General features: G+C 38.8%; 26 protein-coding genes. 1 reads left to right on the top strand and 25 read right to left on the bottom strand.

What is annotated here, in order from left to right; all coding sequences use genetic code 11:
- Positions 1–55 precede the first annotated feature (55 nt).
- The 24 genes from era to gpr all read right to left on the bottom strand — a co-directional run bounded on the left by era (position 56) and on the right by gpr (position 23,804).
- Entirely contained in the window at positions 56–961 is a 906-nt protein-coding gene (gene era / locus MMB69_RS01780) for a GTPase Era (protein WP_221784589.1), read from the bottom strand.
- Positions 954–1,352 (bottom strand): cytidine deaminase, encoded by a 399-nt coding sequence (locus tag MMB69_RS01775; RefSeq protein ID WP_013059226.1) that lies wholly within the window; start codon positions 1,350–1,352, stop codon positions 954–956. Before MMB69_RS01775 ends, era begins: the two co-directional genes overlap by 8 nt.
- A gap of 91 nt (positions 1,353–1,443) precedes the next feature.
- Entirely contained in the window at positions 1,444–1,815 is a 372-nt protein-coding gene (locus MMB69_RS01770; RefSeq protein WP_277447063.1) for a diacylglycerol kinase family protein, read from the bottom strand.
- Positions 1,799–2,269, bottom strand: a complete 471-nt coding sequence (gene ybeY, locus MMB69_RS01765) for an rRNA maturation RNase YbeY (protein WP_014458190.1) — start codon at positions 2,267–2,269, stop codon at positions 1,799–1,801. The genes MMB69_RS01770 and ybeY overlap by 17 nt, the downstream gene beginning before the upstream one ends.
- The gene (locus MMB69_RS01760) at positions 2,266–4,374 is read right to left on the bottom strand and encodes an HD family phosphohydrolase (RefSeq protein ID WP_035335158.1); all 2,109 of its coding nucleotides are present in this window, start codon (positions 4,372–4,374) and stop codon (positions 2,266–2,268) included. Before MMB69_RS01760 ends, ybeY begins: the two co-directional genes overlap by 4 nt.
- Before the next feature lie 63 nt (positions 4,375–4,437).
- Positions 4,438–5,412 carry a PhoH family protein gene (locus MMB69_RS01755; RefSeq protein ID WP_014458188.1) on the bottom strand — a complete coding sequence of 325 codons (975 nt, stop codon included), beginning with the start codon at positions 5,410–5,412 and terminating at the stop codon, positions 4,438–4,440.
- Between the two features lie 3 nt (positions 5,413–5,415).
- On the bottom strand, positions 5,416–6,603 hold the full coding sequence (yqfD, locus tag MMB69_RS01750; RefSeq protein WP_028411649.1) for a sporulation protein YqfD: 1,188 nt from the start codon (positions 6,601–6,603) through the stop codon (positions 5,416–5,418).
- Between the two features lie 16 nt (positions 6,604–6,619).
- Entirely contained in the window at positions 6,620–6,904 is a 285-nt protein-coding gene (gene yqfC, locus MMB69_RS01745) for a sporulation protein YqfC (RefSeq protein WP_013059232.1), read from the bottom strand.
- A gap of 59 nt (positions 6,905–6,963) precedes the next feature.
- Positions 6,964–7,425 (bottom strand): hypothetical protein, encoded by a 462-nt coding sequence (locus MMB69_RS01740; protein ID WP_264408574.1) that lies wholly within the window; start codon positions 7,423–7,425, stop codon positions 6,964–6,966.
- A 31-nt stretch (positions 7,426–7,456) separates the two neighbouring features.
- On the bottom strand, positions 7,457–8,440 hold the full coding sequence (gene floA, locus MMB69_RS01735; RefSeq protein ID WP_013059234.1) for a flotillin-like protein FloA: 984 nt from the start codon (positions 8,438–8,440) through the stop codon (positions 7,457–7,459).
- On the bottom strand, positions 8,440–9,771 hold the full coding sequence (locus MMB69_RS01730) for an NfeD family protein (protein ID WP_264408575.1): 1,332 nt from the start codon (positions 9,769–9,771) through the stop codon (positions 8,440–8,442). Before MMB69_RS01730 ends, floA begins: the two co-directional genes overlap by 1 nt.
- A gap of 178 nt (positions 9,772–9,949) precedes the next feature.
- Positions 9,950–10,393, bottom strand: coding sequence for a GatB/YqeY domain-containing protein (locus tag MMB69_RS01725; RefSeq protein ID WP_013059236.1), 444 nt, complete (start codon positions 10,391–10,393; stop codon positions 9,950–9,952).
- Between the two features lie 15 nt (positions 10,394–10,408).
- Complete coding sequence (rpsU, locus tag MMB69_RS01720) at positions 10,409–10,582, bottom strand: 30S ribosomal protein S21 (protein WP_013059237.1); 174 nt, start codon at positions 10,580–10,582, stop codon at positions 10,409–10,411.
- A 226-nt stretch (positions 10,583–10,808) separates the two neighbouring features.
- On the bottom strand, positions 10,809–12,167 hold the full coding sequence (gene mtaB, locus MMB69_RS01715) for a tRNA (N(6)-L-threonylcarbamoyladenosine(37)-C(2))-methylthiotransferase MtaB (protein WP_025750549.1): 1,359 nt from the start codon (positions 12,165–12,167) through the stop codon (positions 10,809–10,811).
- Positions 12,168–12,172: 5 nt separating this feature from the next.
- Positions 12,173–12,925, bottom strand: a complete 753-nt coding sequence (locus tag MMB69_RS01710; RefSeq protein WP_277447062.1) for a 16S rRNA (uracil(1498)-N(3))-methyltransferase — start codon at positions 12,923–12,925, stop codon at positions 12,173–12,175.
- Between the two features lie 19 nt (positions 12,926–12,944).
- Entirely contained in the window at positions 12,945–13,886 is a 942-nt protein-coding gene (gene prmA / locus MMB69_RS01705) for a 50S ribosomal protein L11 methyltransferase (protein WP_013085059.1), read from the bottom strand.
- 117 nt (positions 13,887–14,003) lie between these two features.
- On the bottom strand, positions 14,004–15,134 hold the full coding sequence (gene dnaJ / locus MMB69_RS01700; protein ID WP_013059241.1) for a molecular chaperone DnaJ: 1,131 nt from the start codon (positions 15,132–15,134) through the stop codon (positions 14,004–14,006).
- Between the two features lie 235 nt (positions 15,135–15,369).
- On the bottom strand, positions 15,370–17,187 hold the full coding sequence (gene dnaK, locus MMB69_RS01695; RefSeq protein ID WP_013059242.1) for a molecular chaperone DnaK: 1,818 nt from the start codon (positions 17,185–17,187) through the stop codon (positions 15,370–15,372).
- Positions 17,188–17,217: 30 nt separating this feature from the next.
- Positions 17,218–17,778 carry a nucleotide exchange factor GrpE gene (gene grpE, locus MMB69_RS01690; RefSeq protein ID WP_277447060.1) on the bottom strand — a complete coding sequence of 187 codons (561 nt, stop codon included), beginning with the start codon at positions 17,776–17,778 and terminating at the stop codon, positions 17,218–17,220.
- 105 nt (positions 17,779–17,883) lie between these two features.
- On the bottom strand, positions 17,884–18,912 hold the full coding sequence (gene hrcA, locus MMB69_RS01685) for a heat-inducible transcriptional repressor HrcA (RefSeq protein ID WP_013059244.1): 1,029 nt from the start codon (positions 18,910–18,912) through the stop codon (positions 17,884–17,886).
- A gap of 91 nt (positions 18,913–19,003) precedes the next feature.
- Positions 19,004–20,143 (bottom strand): radical SAM family heme chaperone HemW, encoded by a 1,140-nt coding sequence (gene hemW / locus MMB69_RS01680; protein ID WP_221784594.1) that lies wholly within the window; start codon positions 20,141–20,143, stop codon positions 19,004–19,006.
- Positions 20,144–20,318: 175 nt separating this feature from the next.
- The gene (lepA, locus tag MMB69_RS01675; protein WP_013059246.1) at positions 20,319–22,142 is read right to left on the bottom strand and encodes a translation elongation factor 4; all 1,824 of its coding nucleotides are present in this window, start codon (positions 22,140–22,142) and stop codon (positions 20,319–20,321) included.
- 128 nt (positions 22,143–22,270) lie between these two features.
- Positions 22,271–22,606 (bottom strand): DUF3679 domain-containing protein, encoded by a 336-nt coding sequence (locus MMB69_RS01670; protein WP_221784595.1) that lies wholly within the window; start codon positions 22,604–22,606, stop codon positions 22,271–22,273.
- 85 nt (positions 22,607–22,691) lie between these two features.
- Positions 22,692–23,804 carry a GPR endopeptidase gene (gene gpr / locus MMB69_RS01665; RefSeq protein ID WP_013059248.1) on the bottom strand — a complete coding sequence of 371 codons (1,113 nt, stop codon included), beginning with the start codon at positions 23,802–23,804 and terminating at the stop codon, positions 22,692–22,694.
- A 256-nt stretch (positions 23,805–24,060) separates the two neighbouring features.
- Between gpr and rpsT the strand changes: the two genes are divergently transcribed.
- Complete coding sequence (gene rpsT / locus MMB69_RS01660; RefSeq protein WP_013059249.1) at positions 24,061–24,327, top strand: 30S ribosomal protein S20; 267 nt, start codon at positions 24,061–24,063, stop codon at positions 24,325–24,327.
- Positions 24,328–24,361: 34 nt separating this feature from the next.
- On the opposite strand, the gene holA is transcribed toward rpsT, so the two are convergent.
- Positions 24,362–25,378 carry a DNA polymerase III subunit delta gene (gene holA, locus MMB69_RS01655; RefSeq protein ID WP_221784596.1) on the bottom strand — a complete coding sequence of 339 codons (1,017 nt, stop codon included), beginning with the start codon at positions 25,376–25,378 and terminating at the stop codon, positions 24,362–24,364.
- Between the last annotated feature and the right edge of the window lie 175 nt (positions 25,379–25,553).

Below are 25,553 nucleotides of genomic sequence, written 5' to 3'. Positions count from 1 at the left end.
AAATTACCTTCTTTTATGAAGGGATATAAATCAATGCAAACAAGAACTTAAATGATTAGTATTCGTCTTCTCTAAATCCAAAGTCACGGAGATGCGACGATCGGTTTCGCCAATCTTTTTGCACTTTTACCCATAGTTCTAAAAATACTTTTGAACCTAAAAGGGCTTCAATGTCTGCTCTTGCTTTTCTTCCTACCTCTTTTAACATCTTTCCTTGCTTTCCAATTACGATGCCTTTTTGTGAATCTCTTTCGACGATAATTGTAGCGCCGACGTAAACAGCACCATTATCTCGTCTTTGCATAGAATCCATCACAACGGCAATAGAATGAGGTATTTCTTCTCTCGTTGCATGCAGTACTTTTTCACGAATCAATTCCGTAATAATAAAGCGCTCTGGGTGATCTGTCACTTGATCTGCCGGATAATATTGCGGACCTTCCGGCAATCGCTGCTTAATTTGATCAAGCAAACGCTCCACGTTATTTCCTTGTAAAGCTGAAATTGGCACAATTTCAGCAAAAGGATATAAGTCTTTATAATTCGTGATAATTGAAAACAATTCGTCTGGATGAATTTCATCAATTTTATTAATCACAAGGAAAACAGGCGTTTTTGTATCCTTTAAACGCTCGATAATAAATTCATCGCCTCGACCTAAGCCTTCTGTTGCGTTAATCATAAATAAAATTAAATCTACTTCTTTAAGCGTATTTTGCGCTACCTTCATCATAAAGTCGCCTAATTTATGCTTGGGTTTATGAATTCCTGGTGTATCAATAAACACAATTTGCGCCTGATCTTCCGTGTACACACCCTGAATTTTATTTCTAGTTGTTTGCGGTTTGTCACTCATAATCGCAATCTTTTGACCAATTACTCGGTTCAAAAAAGTTGATTTCCCTACGTTGGGTCTTCCAATAATTGAAACAAAACCTGACTTAAATTTATTATTACTCATGTAAATCCTCCGATGAAAATGCTCCTGGAAGTAATTCTTCCACAGTTAATTCTTGTATGTCATTTTTTAAATTGGTTAATATAACTTTCATTTCTTTTGGACAAAGCTCAGAGATTACTTGTCTGCATGCTCCACACGGAGAAACAGGACGATCAGTATCAGCTACTACAGCAAGTGCTGCATACTCTTTATCACCTTCTGAATAGGCTTTAAATAAAGCCGTACGCTCAGCACAATTGCACATGCTATAAGCTGCATTTTCAATATTGCAGCCGCGATAAACCTTTCCATCTTTCGTCAATAAAGCTGCACCAACTTTAAATTTTGAATACGGTACATAAGCCATTTCACGAGCCTTTTTCGCCTCATCAATCAGTCCGGTCTTATCCATTTATCCGCTCTCCTTTTGCGCTTCTACATGTCTTTTAACTTGTCCTTTTTTATTATACCACGGGGGTGTAAAGAACCAAAAAGAATCCTTTTTAAAACAAATACTTTAAGAAAATAATTCCTCCTATAAGGACAGCAAAACACGCATAGACCAACACCGCGGCTGCGGCTGCATCTTTTGCGTGTTTTGCTAGTATGTGATATTCAGGAGAAGCTAAATCGACAACTTTTTCAACCGCTGTATTCATTAACTCCAAGCTGAACATGCCTGCAATCAGAAGTAGCACAACCGTCCATTCACCAGCTGTAATTGACAGCACGGTGCCTAAGAAAAGGACGATGAAAGAAGCTGCTACGTGAATTTGCATATTTCTCTGTGTTTTACAAACATAAAGAAACCCTTCTATTGCATAACCAAAGCTACTGACAACTTTAGCTATCCCCTTTTTATCGCGAGAGTCCATATTGTTCTAAAATATCTTTTTGACGTGTAAACATCTCTTTTTCATCTTCTGATGTTTCATGGTCATATCCAAGCAAATGCAAGAAACCGTGAACCGTTAAGAATCCTAGTTCCCTCATAAATGAGTGATTGTATTCTTCTGCTTGCTCATGAGCTTTTGGAATCGAAATGACAATGTCCCCTAGGACTCTTGGCATCTCATCTCCGATAATTTGCATTTCATCTTCGCCCATTTCTTCTAGCGCAAACGATATTACATCCGTTGGCTGATTTTTATGGCGGTATTGATGATTGATTTCTTGAATTCGATCATTATCCACAAATGTAACGGATACTTCTGCATCCTCTTGCAGATTTTCATATATAGCAGCAGCTTCAAGCAGCTGCTCAAGCTCTTTTTGCTGTTCTTCACTTACTTCGTTTGTTTCATCAATAAAATCAATAACTAAACTCATACCTTCACCTTCTCTTTTTTTATCTCTGGATATTCGATTCGGGAATGAAAAATCCCATTTAAAGTTTCACATAGTGCTTGGCGAATTAACTCTAGCTCTTTGAGCGTTACGTTACACTCGCTAAGCTGTTCATCCTGCAAGCGATCTTTAATAATATTTCGAACCAAGTTCTCAATTTTTTCCGGAGTCGGATTGGACATTGACCTTACGGCTGCTTCTACACTATCAGCTATGCAGATAACCGCTGCTTCTTTCGACTGAGGCTTTGGTCCAGGATAGCGATATTCTTTTTCATCAATTTTTTCTTCTGTCTGTTCAAGTGCCTTATGATAGAAAAACTTAAGCAAGGTCGTTCCGTGATGCTGCTCTGCAATATCTACAATCTCTTTTGGAAACTTATGATTCCGCAAAATAGTAGCTCCATCTGTAGCATGTGCGATTATAATATTTTTACTAGTCTTAGGACTTAGTTTATCATGCGGATTAGTAATATTCATTTGATTTTCAATAAAATACTGCGGTCGCTTCGTTTTACCGATATCGTGGTAATAAGCTCCGACTCTCGCTAATAAACCGTTAGCTCCTATCGTTTCGCACGCCGCTTCAGATAAGTTTGCCACCATTACACTATGATGATATGTTCCAGGTGTTTCGGTTAAGATTTTGCGTAATAGCGGATGATTAGGACTCGATAATTCAATCAGCTTCATCGTAGATAAAATGCCAAATCCACTTTCAAAAAACGGAAGCAAACCTATAGTTAAAACCGAAGCAATAACACCAGAGGCAATTGACATCATGCTGTAATAGCCAAGCTCTACAGTGCCGATTTGGCCATTTTTAATAAAAATAATCGCAAAGCTGATAATTACGTTTACCATAGCCACAAATAGACCTGCCTGCAAAATCCGTGAACGTCTGTGCTGCCTGCTTAAAAATAAAATAGCAGCAATATTGCTAATTAAAAAGTAGATCCCGATGTTCATATTAAACGAGGTTGTCAATTCACCATTAAAAATAATACTTCCACAAATAGCAAATACAATGCTTGATAAAATAGCAATGCGTTCATCCATTAAAATTCGAATCAGCAAACCTCCCACCGCAACAGGAGCTAAGAAACCAATTTCCGATAAATCAATTTGCTGAAACAAGCTTAAGATTTTCATGAGGCCAATCGTAATGGTTGCTACCAATACATACAACAGCAAGGGCTGATATGTCTTGGTGTGAAATTCACGCAAATAGTAAATGAGGCCCGCTATCATCATTACAATCAGCAAAGCTAACCCCGCAAAAGGCTGAATAGATCCTTTATTATTCAACAATCCCGCGAGCTGGAGCTGACGATATATATCGGGATTAATAAGCTGATTTTCTTCTACAATAATTTGGCCTTGTTTGATTCGGACAGGCTCCACTTTTTCCACAGCTGCTTGACGGTTTTCAGCTGTTTTTTGTGGATCATAAATCACATTTGGAATGATAGCGAATTTAGCAATTGCATTCATTGAATCCTTCAGGGAATTGCTGACATTGGTGTAAACAAGCTGACTTTCTACCTGGTCTTTTTTCTCTTCTACATCGCTAATCTTCACTTGATCTTTCATCACATGATGAACGGCCGTGACTACAGCATCTTTTGCAATCGATAAATCACTGTTAGAAGACTGAAGCAGCTGCTTAATGGTATCCTTTGGCAAGTTTTTTTGAATGTCTTCAGGAAGCTTGTCCTCTAGCATTTTTTGTTTGGTTTTTAATACGGCATCGATACTGTCATCTTCATGATCTTCTTTTTCATATTCTGTATTAACTTCCATCATCGCATCAAAAATAGATGCAACAAGATCGACTTGGTTCTGTGCGTATTCTGTTTTTTGTGTATACACATCTTCAACGGCTTGTTCTGCCTCTGCCCGTTTTTTCTCTGTACTCTCTTTATCTTCAATGGTAACGGGTGAGTAAATGGTTTGCGGGGAAATAGACAGTAATCTGAGATCTAATTCCTGCGGCTTTACATTGCTATACATAGACGCAAACATCATTACACCTAACAAGGCATATAACCCAATTTGAATTAACCGTAATCGCTCGATCTGTGCCATTGTTTGCTTGATTATCCGAAACGTTGACACAAACGTACCCCCTTTTACAAAAAATAGACCCTATTAAGAAAGGGTCTTTTGGTCAGCTTGTTCGTACGCTTGAATGATGCGTCCCACAAGTGGATGGCGCACAACATCTGACTGTTCTAGATGAACAAATGAAATACCTTTAACATTGGTCAGGATTTTCGAGACAGCTGCTAGACCAGACTGAGCTCCTTTTGGTAAATCAATTTGTGAAATATCTCCTGTAATCACCATTTTGGACCCAAATCCTAGTCGTGTTAAAAACATCTTCATTTGCGCCATCGTGGTGTTTTGCGCTTCGTCTAAGATAACAAACGCATCATCTAGTGTACGACCTCGCATATAAGCAAGGGGTGCTATTTCAATAACTCCGCGTTCGATTAGGCGTTGCGTGTGTTCTGTTCCTAATACATCATGTAATGCATCGTACAGAGGCCGCAAGTAAGGATCTACTTTTTCTTTCAAATCTCCTGGCAAGAAGCCAAGACTTTCACCTGCTTCAACAGCAGGACGTGTTAAAATAATACGCTGTACGTGACCATTTTTAAGAGCATTAACGGCCATGACAACGGCTAAATACGTTTTACCGGTACCAGCAGGCCCAATTCCAAATACCAAATCATTTTTCTTAATAGAAGAAATGTATTGACTTTGTCCTAATGTCTTAACACGAATAGTCTTACCTTTTACATTTTTACCAATCTCTTCTTCATATACATCTTCAAAAAACTCGAGAGAATTTTTCTTAGCTAATTGAATCGCATACACAACATCTCGTTCAGATATGGAAATATTTTTTCGGATAATGTTCAGTAACTTTTTAAGCATTTCTTCCACTAGCTGAACATTTTCTGTACTTCCCGAGACTACAACAGTCTCACCTCTTGAAATGATAGAGACCTGCATTTCTTCTTCAATTCGCTTTAAATTCGCATCTTGTACGCCAAATAATGAAATGGCTTCGTTTGAATCATCAAGTTGTACGTTAATTGTTACTAGCTGTTCTGACATTCATCAATCTCCTTGAATAATTGGTTGAGTGTTCGCAATATTTTCTATAACTTGGTAATGTATTGATAATCTAACTTTACCATTGTCCTGTTCTTGGTGCAAAACTTTTTCACCTTTTATTTTAGCATCCTCACCTAAAGTTGATAGTAATTTTTTTCGACCGATTTCCAAAGCTTTTTCCACCGCCTCTTGTTTAGAATAGACGCGCTGAGAGTTCTGTTCTTCTCGTACAGCAACTTTCTCATACGACAGAGGTAATTTCCATTTAAAAAAATAGAGTGGATGCTCCACTTTTTCTGTCACCTTTGAACCGTATTTTTCTTTGTTAAAAGCCCAAAGAGGCATTTTAAAAGCTTGAAAATCTAAATAGTGCTTCGTATATCCATTACCCGTTAATACCTGAAAATCAGTTTTTAAAGGCACTTCTACCTCAGACTTATACCATGTTTCACCGTAGACTTTCCCTTTAGCAGCTACTACTTTTTTATTTTTTTCGTTTCCAATAATACCGGAAACTAGGACCTCGCCTTCATTGACAAAATCATTAACCTTGACTAAAGGTTGTCCTTTTTCGACAAACAAATTCGTAATAATGGCTTTCTTTTTAGCAATTAAATGTTGGTAAGGTGTTTTTTGCTGAGGCTTGGGCTCATTTTTTTCAACCACTTGGAAGTGATAAGAAGTGCCGCGCACTTCTACTCCCACCCAGGTAATATTGTTCATATTATCCGTTAAATAGCGCTGAATTTTTTCAGGACTCTCTAACAGAAATTGAAACTCTCCTCTTTTTACACCTATTTTGGCGAGCTGCTTCGTCATTTGATGTTCTGTTTGTGGTTCTGCACCGCTAATCTCCACTTTCCACACCATGTTAGAAAGCAAACCAAGAATAATAAAAAAAGAAAGAAAACCTAAAGCAAACCCGCTATTTTTGATCACTCGTTTTGTTAAAAAAGGAAAACCTCTGCCTCTTATAAAATAAATTTTACAATCTGCGTTGCGAATTAGTATACGAATTTTCTTTACATCTTTCAATAATATCGTTGCTGTCGCTAGCTGACCGTCAACTTTATGGACATTCGAAATCATAATCTGTTGTCTCACACAATTATTTAAGAAACGTTCAATTCCTTTTCCAACAATTCGAATACGTACGGTACCAATAACAAAGTTTGTCCATCCATTCTTCATTTTTTTCCTCCTTGTGTTATTGTTCTAAATAAAGAACTTGATTGATTTTACCTTCTAAAACCAGTTCTTCTGGCAGTATTACTTTAATGACCAGTCCTTCACCTCGAATTAACATTTGTCCCTGTTTTAGTAACACGCGTATTTCAGTATCAGAAAAGGCTAATAAACCTTTATGATTTTCAATATAAATGTGTATTTGTCCAACTAACGTAATACGGGGAAGATCCATTAATACATCAGCGGGTAGTTCCATTGTTTTTGTCATCCATCTTTTCATTTGGTGTCTCCACTTTTTGCTCATAAAAAGAACCCCCTTTCATCTCATGTTTATGAGAAAGGGGGTTAATGTATCACATCTATTTATCGTTTATATTTACGTTGTTTCGATTTTGGCGGCCCCAGAATTTCGGACCATACCACTCCTTGAACAGCTTCTTTACGAGAAATGGGCTTGAGAACGTTTTTCTCACCCGTGATTTTTGGTTTGTCAACCGTGATTTTCTTTTGAATAGACGGTTCATGATGCGGACGATTTTTTAGCTCTTCCAATTTTTCTTGTAAAGGATTTGTTTCTGCTGAAGGAACAGTTTCCGGATCCATACGAGCTGTTTTTGGCTCTTCTTTGACAGGTCGATATCTAGGTCTTTCCCGCCTTGAAGGATTGTTTACAGGAGGCATAGGAGCTCTTTTAGAACGCTGCTGTTCTTCCTCTTTTGACTGAGCCATAAAACGCTGCACAACGTTAAAAATAATCCCTCCAATGATGACAAAAATGAAAGCATTATTAATAATTAGTTTAATAAGCGTTTCAACGATATTCATTAGGAGAAAACCTCCTTGTTAAGCTGATTCATTATTTCTCATCGTCTTCTTTAGACATTTTTCCAATCGAATCACGCATATCCGTATCAGCAGTCAAGTTTTGAATATTCATATAATCCATGACGCCAATATTGCCAGAGCGCAGTGCTTCTGCCATCGCTAACGGTACTTCTGCTTCTGCTTCTACTACTTTTGCACGCATTTCTTCTACTTTTGCACGCATTTCTTGTTCTTGAGCAACGGCCATAGCACGGCGTTCTTCGGCTTTTGCTTGTGCAATATTTTTATCTGCTTCCGCCTGGTCTGTTTGAAGAACTGCCCCAATATTTTTACCAATATCGATGTCAGCAATATCAATGGATAAGATTTCAAACGCTGTTCCTGAATCCAGCCCTTTTCCTAACACCGTTTGAGAAATCATATCGGGATTTTCCAATACTTTTTTGTGATCTTTTTGCGAACCGATTGTAGAAACAATCCCCTCGCCAACACGGGCAATAATCGTTTCTTCTCCAGCTCCCCCTACTAGTCGATCAATGTTTGCACGAACGGTAATTCGGGCTTTTGCTTTGACTTCGATTCCATCCATAGCCACCCCTGCAATAAAAGGTGTTTCAATAACTTTTGGATTAACGCTCATTTGTACAGCTTCTAGCACATCACGGCCCGCTAAGTCGATAGCTGCTCCGCGCTCAAATGTTAACTCAATATTTGCTCGGTGCGCTGCAATCAACGCATTTACCACGCGGTCAACGTTACCGCCTGCTAAATAGTGGCTTTCTAATTGATTAATGGTAATGCCTAAACCTGCTTTACTTGCTTTAATTAACGGGTTCACAACGCGAGATGGTATCACTCGACGAAGTCTCATTCCGACCAGTGTGAAAATACTAATACGAACGCCTGCTGCTAATGCTGAAATCCATAGCATAATTGGTACAAAAGTGAAAAAAACAGCTAAAGCAATAATTGCTAGACCAATAACTACAAAAAACAATACGCTACCTACTTCCATTAATTAAGGTCCTCCTTTTTCAAAGGCTCTGTAAGCTTCCGCACCACAACCCTTGATCCCTCTACTTTTATAATATTTACTAACACATCTTTGTCTAAATATCCGCCTTCAGTGACTACATCCACATACTCTTCATCGATGAGCACGGTACCTGAAGGACGAAGCGGTGTTGTTGTTTTACCTTGTTTTCCTATTAATTCATAACGATTTTGATTCGACACATAGCCAGATTCGGTATTAAGTGAATCATTAAGCACCATTTTTTTGAAAGGTGTAAGCTTTTTTTTAAAAAATTTCATCATCACAAACGCACCTCCCAGTGCCACCACTATTGCAATTACAAGAGAAATTCCCATTTCGACATTATTATCTGTTGACATAAAAAAACTTAAAATGATAGCTCCAAGTCCTAGCAGTCCTAAAACTCCGCCTGGTACTACAATCTCTAACAGAAGCAATATAATTCCCGCTATAAATAAAACGAGCGCTTCCATGCCAGCTAATCCTGCTACCATATGACCATAGAAAAATAAAAGAAGTGAAGCTATTCCAATAGAGCCCGCAATACCAAATGAAGGCGTAAACAATTCAATTACAATTCCTAAAGCACCAATGGATAATAAAATGGGTACAACAAGCGGATGGGTAAGAAAACGAGCAATTTGTTCACTTACACTCATTTTTGCATACGTCAGTTTAGCATCTTCATAGCCAAGTACGCTTAGGAGATCGTCTAAATTTTTTACAGTCCCTTCTGAATAACCAACTTGCTCGGCTTGCTTCGGAGTGAGCGTCAGCAATTCGTTCCCTTTTAAGTTGAGCTCAGGTATTACCATCTTGGTATTTGCCATCGCTTCTGCATATTTAGGGTTTCGGTTATTTTGTTCTGCTGCGCTCTTCATAGCCGATAACCAGTAGGACTGAGCTTTTTTTCCTGCGGCATTTCCCTGTTGGTCAATCACAGCTGCCGATCCCATTGTAGAACCGGGTGTCATATAAATTTGATCGGCGTTAAGTGCAATATACGCTCCGGCCGATAATGCTTTTTTATCGACAAAAGCAGCGGTAGGAATAGGTGTTGAGGTTAAGCTTTTAGCTATTTCAGAAGCTGCATCTACAGCTCCTCCAGGAGTATCTATGTCCAATATAATCAAATCTGCACCGTCATTTTCCGCATCTTCAATGGATCTGTTTAGAAAAGAAAGCAGTCCATTTTCTACTGTTTTATTTACAGGAATAACGTGTACACGCTTCACGTCAGCGGTGCTAATAGTGGGGAATAACCCAGTGGCTAAGATAAGAAAGCACACGAAAGAAAATAAGGTTTTCACCGAATACACTTCCCTCCTTCCATAGATAGTATGAGCATGTATCTGTATATACGAATAACTTTAACAATAGTTTCAAATTTTTTAAAATTTATCTATTTTATTCTTTGCACTAGAAAAACAAAACATACGTTCGATTGTTATCCATATAAAAAACACCTTACACAAGGTAAGGTGTTTTTTATGATAAGTGTTGAAGGACAAGCTTATTAACAAGAGAGCCATCCGCTTTGCCTTTTACTTTCGGCATAAGCGCTCCCATAACTTTCCCCATATCAGCTTTAGAGGAAGACTGCGTTTCTTCAATCGTCGTTTTAATAATTTCAGATAACTCTTCTTCAGTTAGCTGTTTAGGAGCGTAAACTTCTAAAACCGCTAATTCAGAATGAATTTTATCAACAAGATCTTGACGACCTGCTTTCTCAAATTCATGGAGGGAGTCTTTACGTTGTTTGAATTCGCGAGAAATAACCGTCAACTCGTCTGCTTCAGTTAGGTCAGTGCCTAACTTAATGGCTTCGTTTTGAAGAGATGCTTTGACCATACGAATGACCCCAAGCTTCTCTTTCTCTTTGTTTTTCATCGCTTGTTTCATATCACTATTTAAACGCTCGAGAAGACTCATAAATCCACCCTCTTATTAGAACTTGCGTTTTCTAGCAGCTTCAGATTTCTTCTTACGCTTTACGCTAGGCTTTTCATAGAATTCGCGCTTTCTTGCTTCTTGTAACGTACCAGTTTTTGAAACTGAACGTTTGAAGCGACGAAGAGCATCTTCAAGCGATTCGTTTTTACGAACAACTGTTCTTGACATTCTAATTCCCTCCCTCCGAACAAAACCACTAACATCATAATGAAATGACATGTTAGACATGTCTTTTGCAATTATAATATAATGATTCCTTAAGGTCAACCGCTTTACATAAAGTAATGCAGTTATTCCCCCTTTATTTTATGAACTTTCTCGATAAAACATTACTCGTTCAGCTTTTTTACACGTATGAAAAAAGCTGCGTAAACACGCAGCTTTCCAATAAGTGTTATGAGCTCATTTTCACCTGATCTTGAAGATGAACCTCATCTAGCACGCGAACAAACTCACCTTCATTATAAGGATATCCAGCTTTTGAAATTTTCACTTTTACAAGCTTTCCAACCATTTCTTCAGACGCTTTAAACACAACCTTTAAGTAGTTATCAGTATATCCTACATATAAACCACTTTCAGGATCTTCTTTATATTTTTCTTCCGGAATTACTTCTAGTACTTCTCCTTCAAACGTTGAAGCATATTCTTTTGCCAATTGATTTGAAAGTTCGATTAAACGATGCACACGTTGATTTTTTACTTCTTCATCAATTTGGTCGGTCATACGAGCTGCTGGCGTACCTGTACGTTTAGAATACGGGAATACGTGAAGCTCTGAAAAACCGTGCTCTTTAATAAAGTTATACGTCTCCATAAATTCTTCTTCTGTTTCACCTGGGAAGCCAACAATCACATCTGATGTAATCGCTAATCCAGGAAGAGCTTCTTTCAGACGGTTTAAGCGCTCACCAAAGAACTCCATTGTATACTTACGACGCATGCGCTTCAATACCGTATTTGAACCTGATTGAAGAGGAATATGCAAATGACGTACAACCATTTCTGATTGATCTAGTACCTCAATCACTTCGTCCGTAATTTGACTTGCTTCAATTGACGAAATACGAATGCGTTTTAATCCTTTTACTTGAGACTCTAAATCACGAAGAAGCTGGGCAAGATTGTAATCTTTCATGTCTTCTCCGTATCCGCCAGTGTGAATACCTGTTAACACGATTTCTTTATAGCCCGCATCCACTAGCTGCTGTGCTTGTGCTACTACTTCTTTAGGATCACGAGATCGCATTAAACCGCGCGCCCATGGAATAATACAAAATGTACAGAAGTTGTTACAGCCTTCTTGAATCTTTAACGAAGCACGCGTACGGTCTGTAAAAGCCGGTACATCTAGCTCTTCATACACGCGTGTTTTCATAATGTTTCCTACGCCGTTAATCGGCTGACGCTCTTTTTTAAATTGTTCAATATAATCAAGCATCTTAACGCGATCTTGTGTACCTACTACGATATCAACACCAGGAATGGCCATAATTTCAGCTGGCGAAGTTTGAGCATAACACCCAGTTACACAAATAACCGCATCTGGATTTTTTCGCACAGCTCTGCGAATAACTTGACGGCTTTTTTTATCTCCTGTATTTGTTACCGTACATGTATTAATTACATATACATCGGCAGTTTGTTCATATTCAACACGCTCATAGCCTTGGCCTTTGAACAATTGCCAAATTGCTTCTGTTTCATAGTGATTTACTTTACACCCTAGCGTGTGAAAAGCAACTGTTGACATAATCGTCACCTCATTAACTCAGTTTGATAAGATATAGCAGACAGCGCATATAAAGGAGCTGTTTCTGCTCGTAAAATTCGCGGACCAAATCCGCTTATTGTAAATTCATTTTCTTCTAATACTTCTACTTCCTGCTCGGTCAAACCACCCTCGGGGCCTACAACCACAAGCACGGAATTGCCGGGTTTTAAAGCCGAAAGAACAGCGTGCAGATGAGATGTTTCTCCTTGCTTTGCTCTTTCTTCATAGGCTACAACTTTATGAGTATAGTCACCGCTAATTTCTACTAGTTTCTTAAAAGAAATTGGGGCTTCTACTGCTGGTACAATCGTACGATGAGATTGTTCTGCAGCCTCTTTAGCAATCTTGTTCCAGCGATCTAATTTTTTTTGACTCTTTTTATCATCCCATTTAACAACTGAACGAGCCGCAATAAAAGGGATAAACTTATACGCCCCAAGTTCTGTCCCTTTTTGGATAATAAGCTCGAGCTTATCCCCTTTAGGCAGACCGTTCACAATTGTAACATGGACTGGAAGCTCTTTTTCTTCGCTTATCCATTCTATAATAGATGCTTTCACTTCGTTAGCGGAAATATTTTCAATTTCACAAAAAGCAGCTTGCCCCTGTTCATTACAGGCAATAAACTGTGATCCTTCATTCATTCTCATGACGCGTGAGATATGATGGGCATCATCTTGTATCACTATGACACTTTGCCCTTGAAATTGATCATTTGGCAGAAAATAACGTTGCATCTTGACACCTTCTCACTTGTTAAGCTTGTTTTTGAGCAATAATTGCTACCCAGTCTTCCATAAGCGTGACTTCTTGAATAACAAAGCCCGCTCCCGTTAACGCTTTTTTGACATCTTCTTTTTTCGCACTAATAATGCCTGATGTAATGAACATGCCTCCTGGCTTTAATACTTTTGCAGCATCGTCTACAAAACGAACGATTACTTCAGCTAGAATATTCGCCACAACAATGTCAACCGGTCCTTCTATACCTTGCAATAAGTTGTTTTGACCTACTGTTACGACGTTCCCAACTTGATTTAGTTCAATATTTTCGCGGGCAGAACGTACCGCTACTTCATCAAGATCTAGAGCTTGTACATTACTTGCTCCTAATAGAGCTGCGCCAATACTTAGCACTCCTGAACCTGTACCCACGTCAATAACAGTATCTCCTGCTTTCACTGTTCTTTCCAATGCTTGAAGAGACATAACCGTCGTTGGATGCGTACCTGTTCCAAAAGCCATTCCGGGATCAAGCTCAATAATCAATTCATCTGTGCTTACTTTTTCATAGTTTTCCCAAGTTGGTACAATCGTAAAACGCTCTGAAATTTTCACGGGATGGTAATATTTTTTCCAAGCAGTGGCCCACTCTTCCTCGTTCACTTCACTGATCGTAACTTTGTTAGCTCCTAAATCAAAGTCGTAAACAAGCAGTCCATTAATTTCTTTTTTGATACCATCCACAGTTTCTGCTAAAAAGCTGTTAACTGGAAGGTATGCTTTAATCACTACACCTTCTTCTGGGTAGTCTTCTACGTTTAAATCGTAGATTTCACCAAAAGTTGTATCTCTGTCCTTCACTAAATCAGCAGGATCTTCAATGACTACCCCGCTAGCTCCTGATTCATGTAAAATATGAGAGATGGGTTCAATTGCTTCTTGTGCTGTATGAATACAAATTTCAGACCATTTCATTGCTACCAACTTCATCCTTTCTGCCTTCAGTAATATAGGATTTTAAATATGAACATGACAGATGACAGGTTGGCAAAGTACCTTTACCAACCTGTCTCTGTTTACTATGAAAGACAATTATTCTCCTTTAATTGCTCGTTTTACTTTTGCAAAAAAGGAATCATGCTGCTCATCAACGGCTTCTTGACCGCTCAGTTCAGCGAACTCACGCAATAATTGTTTTTGTTTTTCTGATATTTTTGTTGGAGTTACAACTCGAACGTGAATATGCTGATCTCCTTGACCATATCCTCGTACGTTTGCCACACCTTTTCCTTTTAAACGGAATTTCGTTCCCGTTTGTGTACCAGCTGGAATCTTCAGCTTCACCTTGCCGTGTAGAGTTGGTACTTCTACTTCATCACCCAGCGCTGCCTGAGCAAACGTTAAAGGCATTTCGCAGTAGATATCGTCTCCATCACGTTCAAAGAATTCATGAGTGCGCACGTGGAACACTACGTATAAATCTCCCGGAGGACCACCATTTACCCCTGGTTCTCCTTGAGCACTTACGCGCAGCTGTTGACCATCATCTACACCAGCCGGAATTTTAACATTAATTTTACGTCGTTTTGTTACTTTACCGTCACCATGGCACGTTGCACATTTGTCTTTAATGATTTTTCCCGTACCATTACAATGATGACACGCACGTCGATTTACCACGCGGCCAAACGGCGTGTTTTGTTCAACGTTTAACTGACCTGAACCATTACAGTGCGAACATGTATCGACTTTTGTTCCAGGTTTTGCACCTGAACCGTGACATGTCTCACACGTTTCTTCACGTGGAATTTCAATTGTTGTTTCTTTTCCGAAAACAGCTTCTTCAAAAGAAAGTGTCATCGTGTATTGTAAATCGGCACCTTGTCTCGGAGCATTAGGGTCACGTCTGCGACCACCACCACCAAAGATCGAGCTGAAAATATCTTCAAAGCCGAAGCCGCCAAAGTCTGAGCCGCCTCCACCAAAGCCGCCAAAGCCTTGATTTGGATCAGTATGACCAAATTGATCGTATTGTGCTTTTTTTTGGTCATCACTCAATACTTCATATGCTTCTTTTACTTCTTTAAATTTGTCAGCAGCATCTTCCGCTTTGTTAATATCTGGATGATATTGTTTAGAAAGCTTGCGGTATGCTTTTTTTATTTCATCTTTTGTAGCGCTCTTACTGATACCGAGTACTTCATAGTAATCTCGCTTACTCATCAATACTCACTCCCGAATCGTTTCACATAAACGTAATTGTATCATTATTAATAATTCCATAGCAACATAAAAGTTACTTTCTATTGCTCCCGTGCACGCAGAGAGCCAAGTGAAAAACTTTCCTTTTCGCTTTTCCACGTTAAAAAAGTCAAAGCCAAGAAATGAGCTTGACTTTGACTTTTTAAAAAGATGTGAATCGCACCATGGCGTCATTCACGTTAGTCGTCAAGATGCATTATTTTTTGTCGTCGTTTACTTCTTCAAACTCTGCATCTACAACATCATCATTTTGAGCGCCTTGTTCACCTGCTTGCTGAGCTTGTTGAGCTTGCTCATACAATTTTACAGTTAACGCTTGAACGATTTCTTGAAGTTCATCTTTTTTCGCTTTGATTTCTTCAAGGTCATTCTTTTCAATCGCTGCTTTTAAAGCATCTTTTGCTTCGTTCGCTTTTGTTACTTCAGCTTCTTCTACTTTTCCTTCAAGATCTTTTAATGTTTTTTCAGTTGTGAACACTAATTGATCTGCTTCGTTGCGTAGTTCTACTTCTTCTTTACGCTGCTTATCAGCATCTGCGTTTTCTTCCGCTTCTTTTACCATGCGATCGATTTCATCATCTGATAAACCTGTTGAAGATTTAATTGTAATAGCTTGCTCTTTGTTTGTACCTAAATCTTTTGCACGAACGTTTACGATACCATTTTTGTCAATATCGAATGACACTTCGATTTGAGGTACTCCGCGTGGTGCAGGTGGAATATCAGTTAACTGGAAACGACCTAGCGTTTTGTTGTCTGCAGACATTGGACGCTCACCTTGAAGAACATGAATATCTACAGCCGTTTGGCTATCTGCAGCCGTTGAGAATACTTGTGATTTACTTGTTGGAATCGTCGTATTACGCTCAATTAGCTTTGTAAATACGCCACCCATTGTTTCGATACCTAGCGATAAAGGCGTTACGTCTAGTAATACAACGTCTTTTACATCACCAGTTAATACGCCACCTTGAATTGCTGCACCAAGTGCAACTACTTCATCAGGGTTTACACCTTTGTGAGGATCTTGACCAGTTTCTTTTTTGATTGCATCTTGTACCGCTGGGATACGAGTTGAACCACCAACTAAGATTACTTTATCAAGTTCGCTTGCAGAAAGGCCTGCATCTTTTAAAGCTTGACGCACAGGAGCCATTGTACGCTCTACAAGGCCTGCTGATAACTCGTCAAATTTAGCACGTGATAAAGATACCTCTAAGTGAAGAGGACCAGCTTCTCCAGCAGTGATAAATGGTAAAGAAATTTGTGTAGATGTTACGCCTGATAAATCTTTTTTCGCTTTTTCAGCCGCATCTTTTAAACGTTGAAGCGCCATTTTATCTTTGCTTAGATCAACGCCGTTTTCTTTTTTGAATTCAGCGACTAAATAGTCGATGATTACTTGGTCAAAGTCGTCACCACCAAGGCGGTTGTCACCTGCAGTTGCGCGAACTTCAAATACGCCGTCGCCAAGTTCTAGAATAGATACGTCAAACGTACCGCCACCAAGGTCATAAACTAAAACTGTTTGATCTTCATCTGTTTTTTCTAATCCGTATGCAAGTGCTGCTGCAGTAGGCTCGTTAATAATACGCTCTACTTCTAAACCAGCAATTTTACCAGCATCTTTTGTTGCTTGACGCTCAGCATCATTAAAGTAAGCAGGAACTGTGATAACAGCTTTTGTTACAGGCTCACCTAAATACTCTTCAGCGTAACCTTTTAAATGTTGAAGAATGATAGCTGACATTTCTTGAGGCGTGTATTGCTTGCCTTCAGCTTCCACCTTATGGTCTGTACCCATATGACGTTTAACTGAAATAATTGTGTTAGGGTTTGTAATAGCTTGACGTTTCGCTACTTCCCCAACTTGACGCTCACCGTTTTTGAATGCCACAACTGATGGCGTTGTACGGTTTCCTTCTGGATTTGGAATTACTTTTGGTTCGCCGCCTTCTAATACAGCGACACAAGAGTTAGTTGTACCTAAATCGATACCAATGATCTTACTCATTGACAATGACCTCCTTCATAATATGTAGTGTTATTGATTCACTTTAACCATCGCAGGGCGGATGATTTTATCTTTTAATTTGTAACCTTTTTGAAGCTCTTCTACTACCGTGTTCGGTTCGTATTCATCGTCTTCTACTTGCATCACTGCTTGATGCTCGTATGGATCGAATGTTTTCCCAACTGACTCAATTGCTTCAACACCTTCTTTTTGAAGTGCCTCTACCAATTGACGGTATACCATTTCTACACCTTGCAGCACAGATTTAGTTTGTTCGTCCGCTGTGTTAACTTGTAATGCACGTTCAAAGTTATCAAGTGCTGGTAAAATATCCGCAACTAATGATTGAGCACGGTATTTTTGAGCAGCTTCTGCATCGAGACGTGAACGACGACGGAAATTATCGAAATCAGCTTGTAGACGTAAGTAGCGATTCTCTTCTTCTTCAAGCTGTTGCTTTAATTGATCATTTTCTTGTTGAAGAGGCTTTACTTCCTCAGACGCTTCAGCTTCAGTTGCTTCAGCAGCTTCTGTTTGAACTTCTTCAACCACTTCTTCGTTTTGTTCTTCTACTTGCTTTTCGTTTGACAATTCATTCACCTCCCTTAAATGTTTACACACATTTTCACATTTTAAACAACGATTTTTATTTTATCACAGGGAAAGGATGGAAGTAATATATTCCACCCGATTCCTTTATTCTTTATACAAGTTTGTTAACACTTGAGACATATCTGATGATAGCAATGTAAGCAAACTAATTACACGTGCATATTCCATACGGGTCGGTCCCAGTATAGCAATTGTGCCGAGCTGTTCATGACCAAAGGAATAACTAGCTGTAATTAAGCTGCATCCTACCATTTCATTCAATTTATTTTCATGACCAATTTTCACATGTATGCCAGCCTCATTTGGGCTTAACAGCTTATAAAACTGCTGTTCATGTTCAATAATGTTAAACAGCCCGCGAATTTTATTAAGATCATGAAATTCCGGCTGAGCAAACATATTCGTTTTGCCGCCAACTACTAATTTGCCATTCATGTTGAGCTTTAATGCATCATTGAGTATATCCATCGTCTGCTCATACCCTTGAATGTGGCTTTTTAAAAGCGTCGCTACTTCTTTGTACATTTTATCATGTAAATCAGTAATGCGAACGCCGATGAGCTTTTCGTTCAAAATGTTAACCATCTTTTCAATATCGGAAGGTTGAATACTGCTCGGCAGCGTAATCGTCCGACTTTCAACGTGTCCTGTATCGGTCACAATAATGGCAACAGCTGACTGAGCCGTTAAAGGTAAAATCTGCAGCTGTTTTAACTTATGGCTGACCGCTTTTGGCCCTAGCACAATGGACGTTAAACTCGTTAAATCAGATAAAATTTGCGCTGACTTTTGAACGAGCTGCTCCAGTTCTACAATGCGTTCAGCAAATACCGAACGTACCGTCGAGACGTCGCTTGCTTTCAAATGCTGCGGGGACACTAGATGATCAACATAATAACGATAACCTTTCTCAGACGGAACGCGCCCTGAAGAAGTATGAGTTTTTTCAATAAATCCAAGTTCTTCTAGGTCTGACATCTCATTACGAATCGTAGCCGAACTAAAATTAAACTCTTCTTTCTTAGATAATGTTCGAGAGCCTACCGGCTGCGCAGATCGAATGAAATCATCAATAATGACTTGTAAAATTAATAACTGTCGATCAGTAAGCACGCTTCATCACCTCTGTTAGCACTCTAAAACTCTGAGTGCTAAATCTAATAATAAATTACCAAATCACTATAGCGATGTCAACGATTTGATATTAGATTATCCCAATAAAGGCTTGAAAAACTTCATTCCCCAAAAATCGACCATTGTGTGTTAAAAAGACTGAGCCATTGTCTTCACCCAAAAGTCCTTTCTCTTTGTATTCTTGAATAGGTTCTCCAAATACATCTTTTAATTCTCGATTGAATTTTTTCTTAAATTCCTCTTTTGAGACTCCTTTCGTTTTACGAAGGCCCAAAAACATTTCTTCTTCCATTTTTTCAGCCTCGGTCACGCTCACTTCATTGAGATATGCATTTCCGTTTTGCTCGACCGAATCAATGTACTTTTTTAATGGTCCAATATTTGCTCGTCTTATTCCGTCTATATAGCTATGTGCGCCTGCGCCAATTCCGTAATAATCGTCGTTGTTCCAATAGGTTAGATTATGAATACTCTCGTAGCCTGGCTTTGCGAAATTACTGATTTCGTATTGATGAAAACCTTGTTTGTCCATTTCTTTCATAAGCAGCTCATACATAGCTGCTTCTTCTTCTTGAGCAGGCAGAGGCAGCTTCCCTTTGTTCATTAAATTATAAAATACCGTTTTAGGTTCAATAATCAACGAATAGGCAGACATGTGCTCTACCTCTAATGAAAAAGCGGTTTGAAGCGTAGAAGAGAAATCAGCTACCGTTTGTTCCGGCAGGCTATAGATTAAGTCTAAGCTTATATTCGACATTCCAATCTTTCTCGCTTGCTCAACACAATCAAATACCTGTCTATTTGAATGCACACGTCCAATTTTCTCCAATAACCTTTCATTAAACGTTTGTACACCAATGCTTAAACGATTCACGCCATAATCATGAAGAAGCTGAAGCTTTTCCTTTGTCAATTCATTCGGATTCGCTTCAAATGTAAACTCACCTTTTTCGTCATAAGGAAGATACATACGAATGGATTCTAAAAAATACTCTAGCTGCTGTTCATCTAACGCTGTGGGCGTGCCGCCTCCAACGAATATCGTGTTTAAATTGGTTGTTGGATAACGTTCCACTGTTTGTTTCATTTCTTCTCGCATGCTTTTTAAATACGGCATAACAGGCTGATTTTTAAAAAACACTTTATTAAAGTCACAATAGTGACAAATATGATGACAAAACGGGATATGCAGATATGCTGCCTTCACCATGGACTTTCACCTCAATCACATTTATAAATGATAAAAATACCGCAGAGCCTCTCTGCGGTATTTTTATCTACGTTCGTTCACACTTATTTACGGCGCTCGAAACTCTTTACTATCGTATCAGATTAGCTTGATTTTCAAAACTAATTCGACATGTTAAATAATAGAATTTCAGCTATTAATCTTCGTCCATGCGAAGCACAGCCATAAATGCTTCCTGCGGTACTTCAACAGATCCGACCTGCTTCATACGTTTTTTACCTTCTTTTTGTTTTTCAAGAAGTTTACGTTTACGAGAGATATCTCCTCCGTAACATTTTGCTAAAACGTTTTTACGAATGGCTTTAATTGTTGAACGTGCCACAATTTTTTGACCGATTGCCGCTTGAATCGGCACTTCGAACTGTTGACGTGGAATAAGCTCTTTAAGCTTTTCTACAATGACTTTACCACGGTCGTAAGCTGAATCTCTGTGCACGATAAAGGACAGTGCATCGACCGTTTCGCCGTTTAAGAGAATATCCATCTTCACAAGCTTCGAAGGCTGATATCCGATAAGCTCGTAATCAAACGACGCATAGCCTTTTGTATTTGATTTTAATTGATCAAAGAAATCATATACAATTTCAGCTAGCGGAATTTCGTATACAATACTCACGCGATTAGCATCCAAGTACTGCATATCAATAAAGTTGCCTCGCTTCTTCTGACAAAGCTCCATCACAGCACCAACATAATCGTTTGGTACCATCATCGTTGCCTTCACATACGGTTCTTCCACGCGTTCAATCTTTTGTGGGTCCGGCATATTAGACGGGTTATCTACAGACAGATGAGTCTCGTCTGTTAAATACACGTCATAAATAACGCTTGGAGCTGTTGTAATTAAATCAATTTTAAATTCGCGCTCAATACGCTCTTGGATAATTTCCATGTGAAGCAACCCTAAGAATCCACATCGGAAACCAAACCCTAAGGCCTGAGACGTCTCTGGTTCAAACTGAAGTGCAGAGTCATTTAGCTCTAACTTTTCTAGTGCTTCACGAAGATCGTTATACTTCGCTGTATCAATTGGATACAGCCCGCAGTATACCATTGGATTCAGACGACGATAACCAGGAAGAGGTTCACTTGCTCCGTTTTTAGCAAGAGTAATCGTGTCCCCTACTCGCGTATCTCCAACGTTTTTAATAGCTGCTGTTAAAAACCCTACGTCGCCAACAGAAAGTTCATCTTTAGCAACGGCTTTTGGCGTTAACACACCTAGCTCCGTTACCTCAAACTCTTTTCCTGTTGCCATCATTTTAATTTTGTCGCCTACTTTTACTCGTCCCTGTACGATACGAATAGATGCAACTACACCTCGGTATGCATCATAAAATGAATCAAAGATTAGCGCTTGAAGCGGTGCATCTGGATCCCCTTCAGGAGCAGGAACTTTTTCAACAATTTGTTCTAAAATTTCTTCGATACCAATTCCTGCTTTAGCTGAAGCTAATACAGCTTCCGACGCATCTAATCCAATTACGTCTTCAACTTCTTGGCGCACTCGCTCTGGCTCTGCACTCGGCAGGTCAATCTTATTAATGACAGGTAAAATTTCAAGGTTGTTATCAAGTGCTAAATACACGTTTGCTAGTGTTTGAGCTTCAATACCTTGAGCCGCATCTACTACTAGAATAGCACCTTCACACGCCGCTAAACTTCGTGACACTTCATATGTAAAATCGACGTGTCCCGGTGTGTCAATTAGATGAAAAGTATACTCTTCTCCATCTTTTGCTTTGTATTGAAGCTGCACAGCATTTAATTTAATGGTAATTCCACGTTCACGTTCTAAATCCATCGAATCCAAAAGCTGAGCTTTCATTTCTCGCTGTGTTAACGCATTTGTTTTTTCTAAAATACGGTCTGCTAATGTTGACTTACCGTGGTCTATATGAGCAATAATCGAAAAGTTTCTGATTTTCGATTGTCGTTTCAATCTTGCTTCTCTATCCATATTTTTTTCACTCCTACTGAAAATCGGCAAAATACACTAAACTAAATTATAACAACACATTCGTCAACATTCAATAAGCATTCCATTGGGGATTTTTCCATACAAAAAAGCAGAAAGAGATTCTGCTTTTAATTAAGAAGATGATGGATAGCCTTAAAAGCTTTTCCTATTGTGCTTTTCACGCCTTCCGCTAGACTTTGACCTAGCGAGGAGAAAAAGTTAAAAGCCTTTCGTTTTTCTAGAAACTGCTGTTTTTCATCAATATTCACGACTTTTTTTGAACCTAAAACAGCAGCTTCCACCTGACCATCTGACGTTTTAGACACATTAATAACGTGTTCAATCGAAGGATCATTATATCCCTTCATTTTAATTAACCCTTGCTGAGCCGTCTGCATTCCCAAAAATACGACGCACAGTAAAAAGACAGTTAGCACCACTGATTTTAAAGTAAATTTAATCATATTATTAGACCCCTTACTTCTCGATCTTCTGTAGGTACTAACCATTATGACTATATTCTGAAAAACTCATTCATCTAAAAGCGTATTAATGAGTATACGCCCCAAAGTTCTCTTGATCTACTTCATGATGTAAAGCAGCGTTGAGTCCTCCTGCAACTACATTGGCCATATCTTCAATAAACATATCCACTTCTTTTGGCGTGACCATCAAGTTATGGCCTAGAGGCGCAAGCACTTCGTGGATAAGACGTCTTTTTTCTTCATCGGGAAGAGTGCCAATCATACCGAGATACGTTTGACGCTGCTCTTCATTGGGAAGATCATCCTCCGTGAGCTTCTTTTTTTCTCCAAACGTCATACCGGACGGAAGCAGCGACTTAGACGGCTTTCCCTGCTCTTTCATTTCTCGGCCGAAATGTTTTAAGATGAAGTCAATTGTATCGCTTGTAATGGAAACAGCATCTACCACGGTTGGAATACCTATTGCAATAACTGGAATGCCAAGTGTTTCATAACTGATTTCTTTGCGCTTGTTTCCAACGCCAGATCCCGGATGAATACCCGAATCTGAAATTTGAATGGTAGCATTTACCCGTTCAATCGAACGAGCGGCAAGCGCATCAATTGCAATGATAAAATCTGGATTCACTTTCTTTACAACGCCAAAGATAATATCACTTGTCTCAATACCCGTCATTCCCATTACTCCCGGAACAATGGCGCTAACAGGTCTAAAGCCATCTTGCACGCTTTCAGGCTGTAGCTCAAACAAATGTCTTGTAATCAGCAAATTATCTACTGCCTTTGGTCCAAGCGCATCTGGTGTAACACTTAAGTTTCCAAGACCCACTACAAGACAGCTAGCATCATCTGGAATGTTGAGGCTTTTAATAAAAAAATTCAGCTCTTTAGCAAATACTTCTTCCATGGCCTCTTGCTTTTCGGTATCCTGTTCGCGAATGCCTACCGATTCAAGGGTTACATATCGGCCTTTTTTCTTACCGATTGCTTCTGCGCCTTCTTCCGTAATTTCTACCATTGAAATTTTGACACCTTGTTCTTCTTTTTCTTTTACAATTACGCCTTTGATTTCTGACTGGTTATTCGGTTTAGGCTGGTTTTCTAACGCTATGTCTTTTGCTTCGACAGCTAAATCCGTACGCACGCTATATTGACTTAAATCAAGTTCTTTTTCCATTTCTTAACCTCCTAGACAATCTTTGTTGAAATTATTGTCACCGAGGACTGGCAGATTCATGCATTTAAGAAATGAAAAGTGGAAGGAAGGGCGTAATATCAGCTACAAGCTTTTAAAGAAAGGTCTGTCATATAAAATTCCTTGTCAAGGCTATTGCATTCTGTCCTTGTGTTTGATAAAATATCTTTTGTTCTTATTGTGAAGAATGTCGAGTTCTATATAATCTCGATTGTTATCATTTCGGGAGGTGAAACGGATGCCAAACATTAAATCAGCTATCAAACGTGTAAAAACTACTGAAGCTCGCCGTGCTCATAACATTCAAGCTAAATCAGCTATGCGTACTGCAATCAAAAACTTTGAAGCTTTAGTTGAAAACAACGATGTAGATAACGCAAAAGCAGCATTTGCTGTTGCTTCTAAAAAATTAGACAAAGCTGCACAATCTGGTATTATCCACAAAAATGCTGCAGCTCGTCAAAAATCTCGCTTAGCAGTAAAACTTAACGGTTTATCTGCATAATTGAGATAAAAACGATCCCATTAGGATCGTTTTTTTATTGCGCTCTTTTTAATAAAAACAGCTGTAAAATAAGCGCTTTATCCATTTTTCCCGTCTTCATTTCATAATCTGCCTCTGCTAAATCCTTTAAAATTTCTTTAAGCTGCTGTTCCTCAAAACTTCTGCTCTGCTGCAAAGCAATTTTCACACGAAACGGATGTACCTTAATCGTTTGAGCAATTTGCTGCTGACCGTACCCTTGACTAGACAGCTGCTTCGTATGATAAATCAAACGAAACTGTGTCGCTAACAAAGATAAAATTTTAATAGGCTCTTCGTTATTACGAAGTAAATCCTGATACATATTTAAAGCAGTAGAAACCTTTCGCTGAATAACAGCGTCAATAAGCGTAAATACATTTTGTTCAAGCGTTTTTGCCACAAGCTTAAGCACAACTTCTTTTGTAATAACTCCGCCTTGTCCAACGTATAACGCCATTTTTTCAATTTCATTCGTCACAAGCGTTACATTAAGACCCACAAGCTGAATAAGCAGCGTCACAGCATCTTCATCCATATTCACTCCATCTTTTGAAAGTAAATTATGAATCCACTGCTTCATTTCTTTTTCACCAAATTCGTTCGCTTCGATGTAAGCTGCTTGTTTTTTTAATAATTTTGTTATTTTTTTTCTTTCATCCAGCTTTTCATAAGGAGCTAGCAGAATTAACGTTGAAAAAGACGGGGGCTGCTCCACATATTGCTGAAGTTTTGCTAGATCATGCTCTACTTTATCTTTCGATTTTTCAGCCGTTAAAAATGCTGCATTTTTCGCAACTACTACACGCTTGTCTCCTAAAAAAGGAAGCGTTTCAGCATCTTCTAGAACTTGATCAATCGATGTTTCTTCTAAATCGTATAGTGACAAGTTAAATTCTTTATCTTCTTCATTCAACGTATAGTCGACGATTTTATCTCTAATCTTTTTACTCATAAATGCATTGACCCCGTGTATTAAGTAAACGGGGGCTATATTATTTTTGGTAATACTTTTTAAGCTATCAACTGCCAACGTATATACGCTCCTCTTTTTTATTCATCTATATTGATTATGTATAGTTACTGATAAACAAAATACAATTTCTATCGTAAAGGTGTTATGAGTTTTTGGCAACAATACAAAAGGAATTGCCTTAAAGCGACAATTCCTCAGTTTATGATAAACATCAACAATATAAGCCCTAGGT

The sequence above is a fragment of the Priestia sp. P5 genome, assembly GCF_029522155.1.
Classification (GTDB): domain Bacteria; phylum Bacillota; class Bacilli; order Bacillales; family Bacillaceae_H; genus Priestia; species Priestia megaterium_E.
This window is presented reverse-complemented; position numbering and strand designations above follow the sequence as displayed.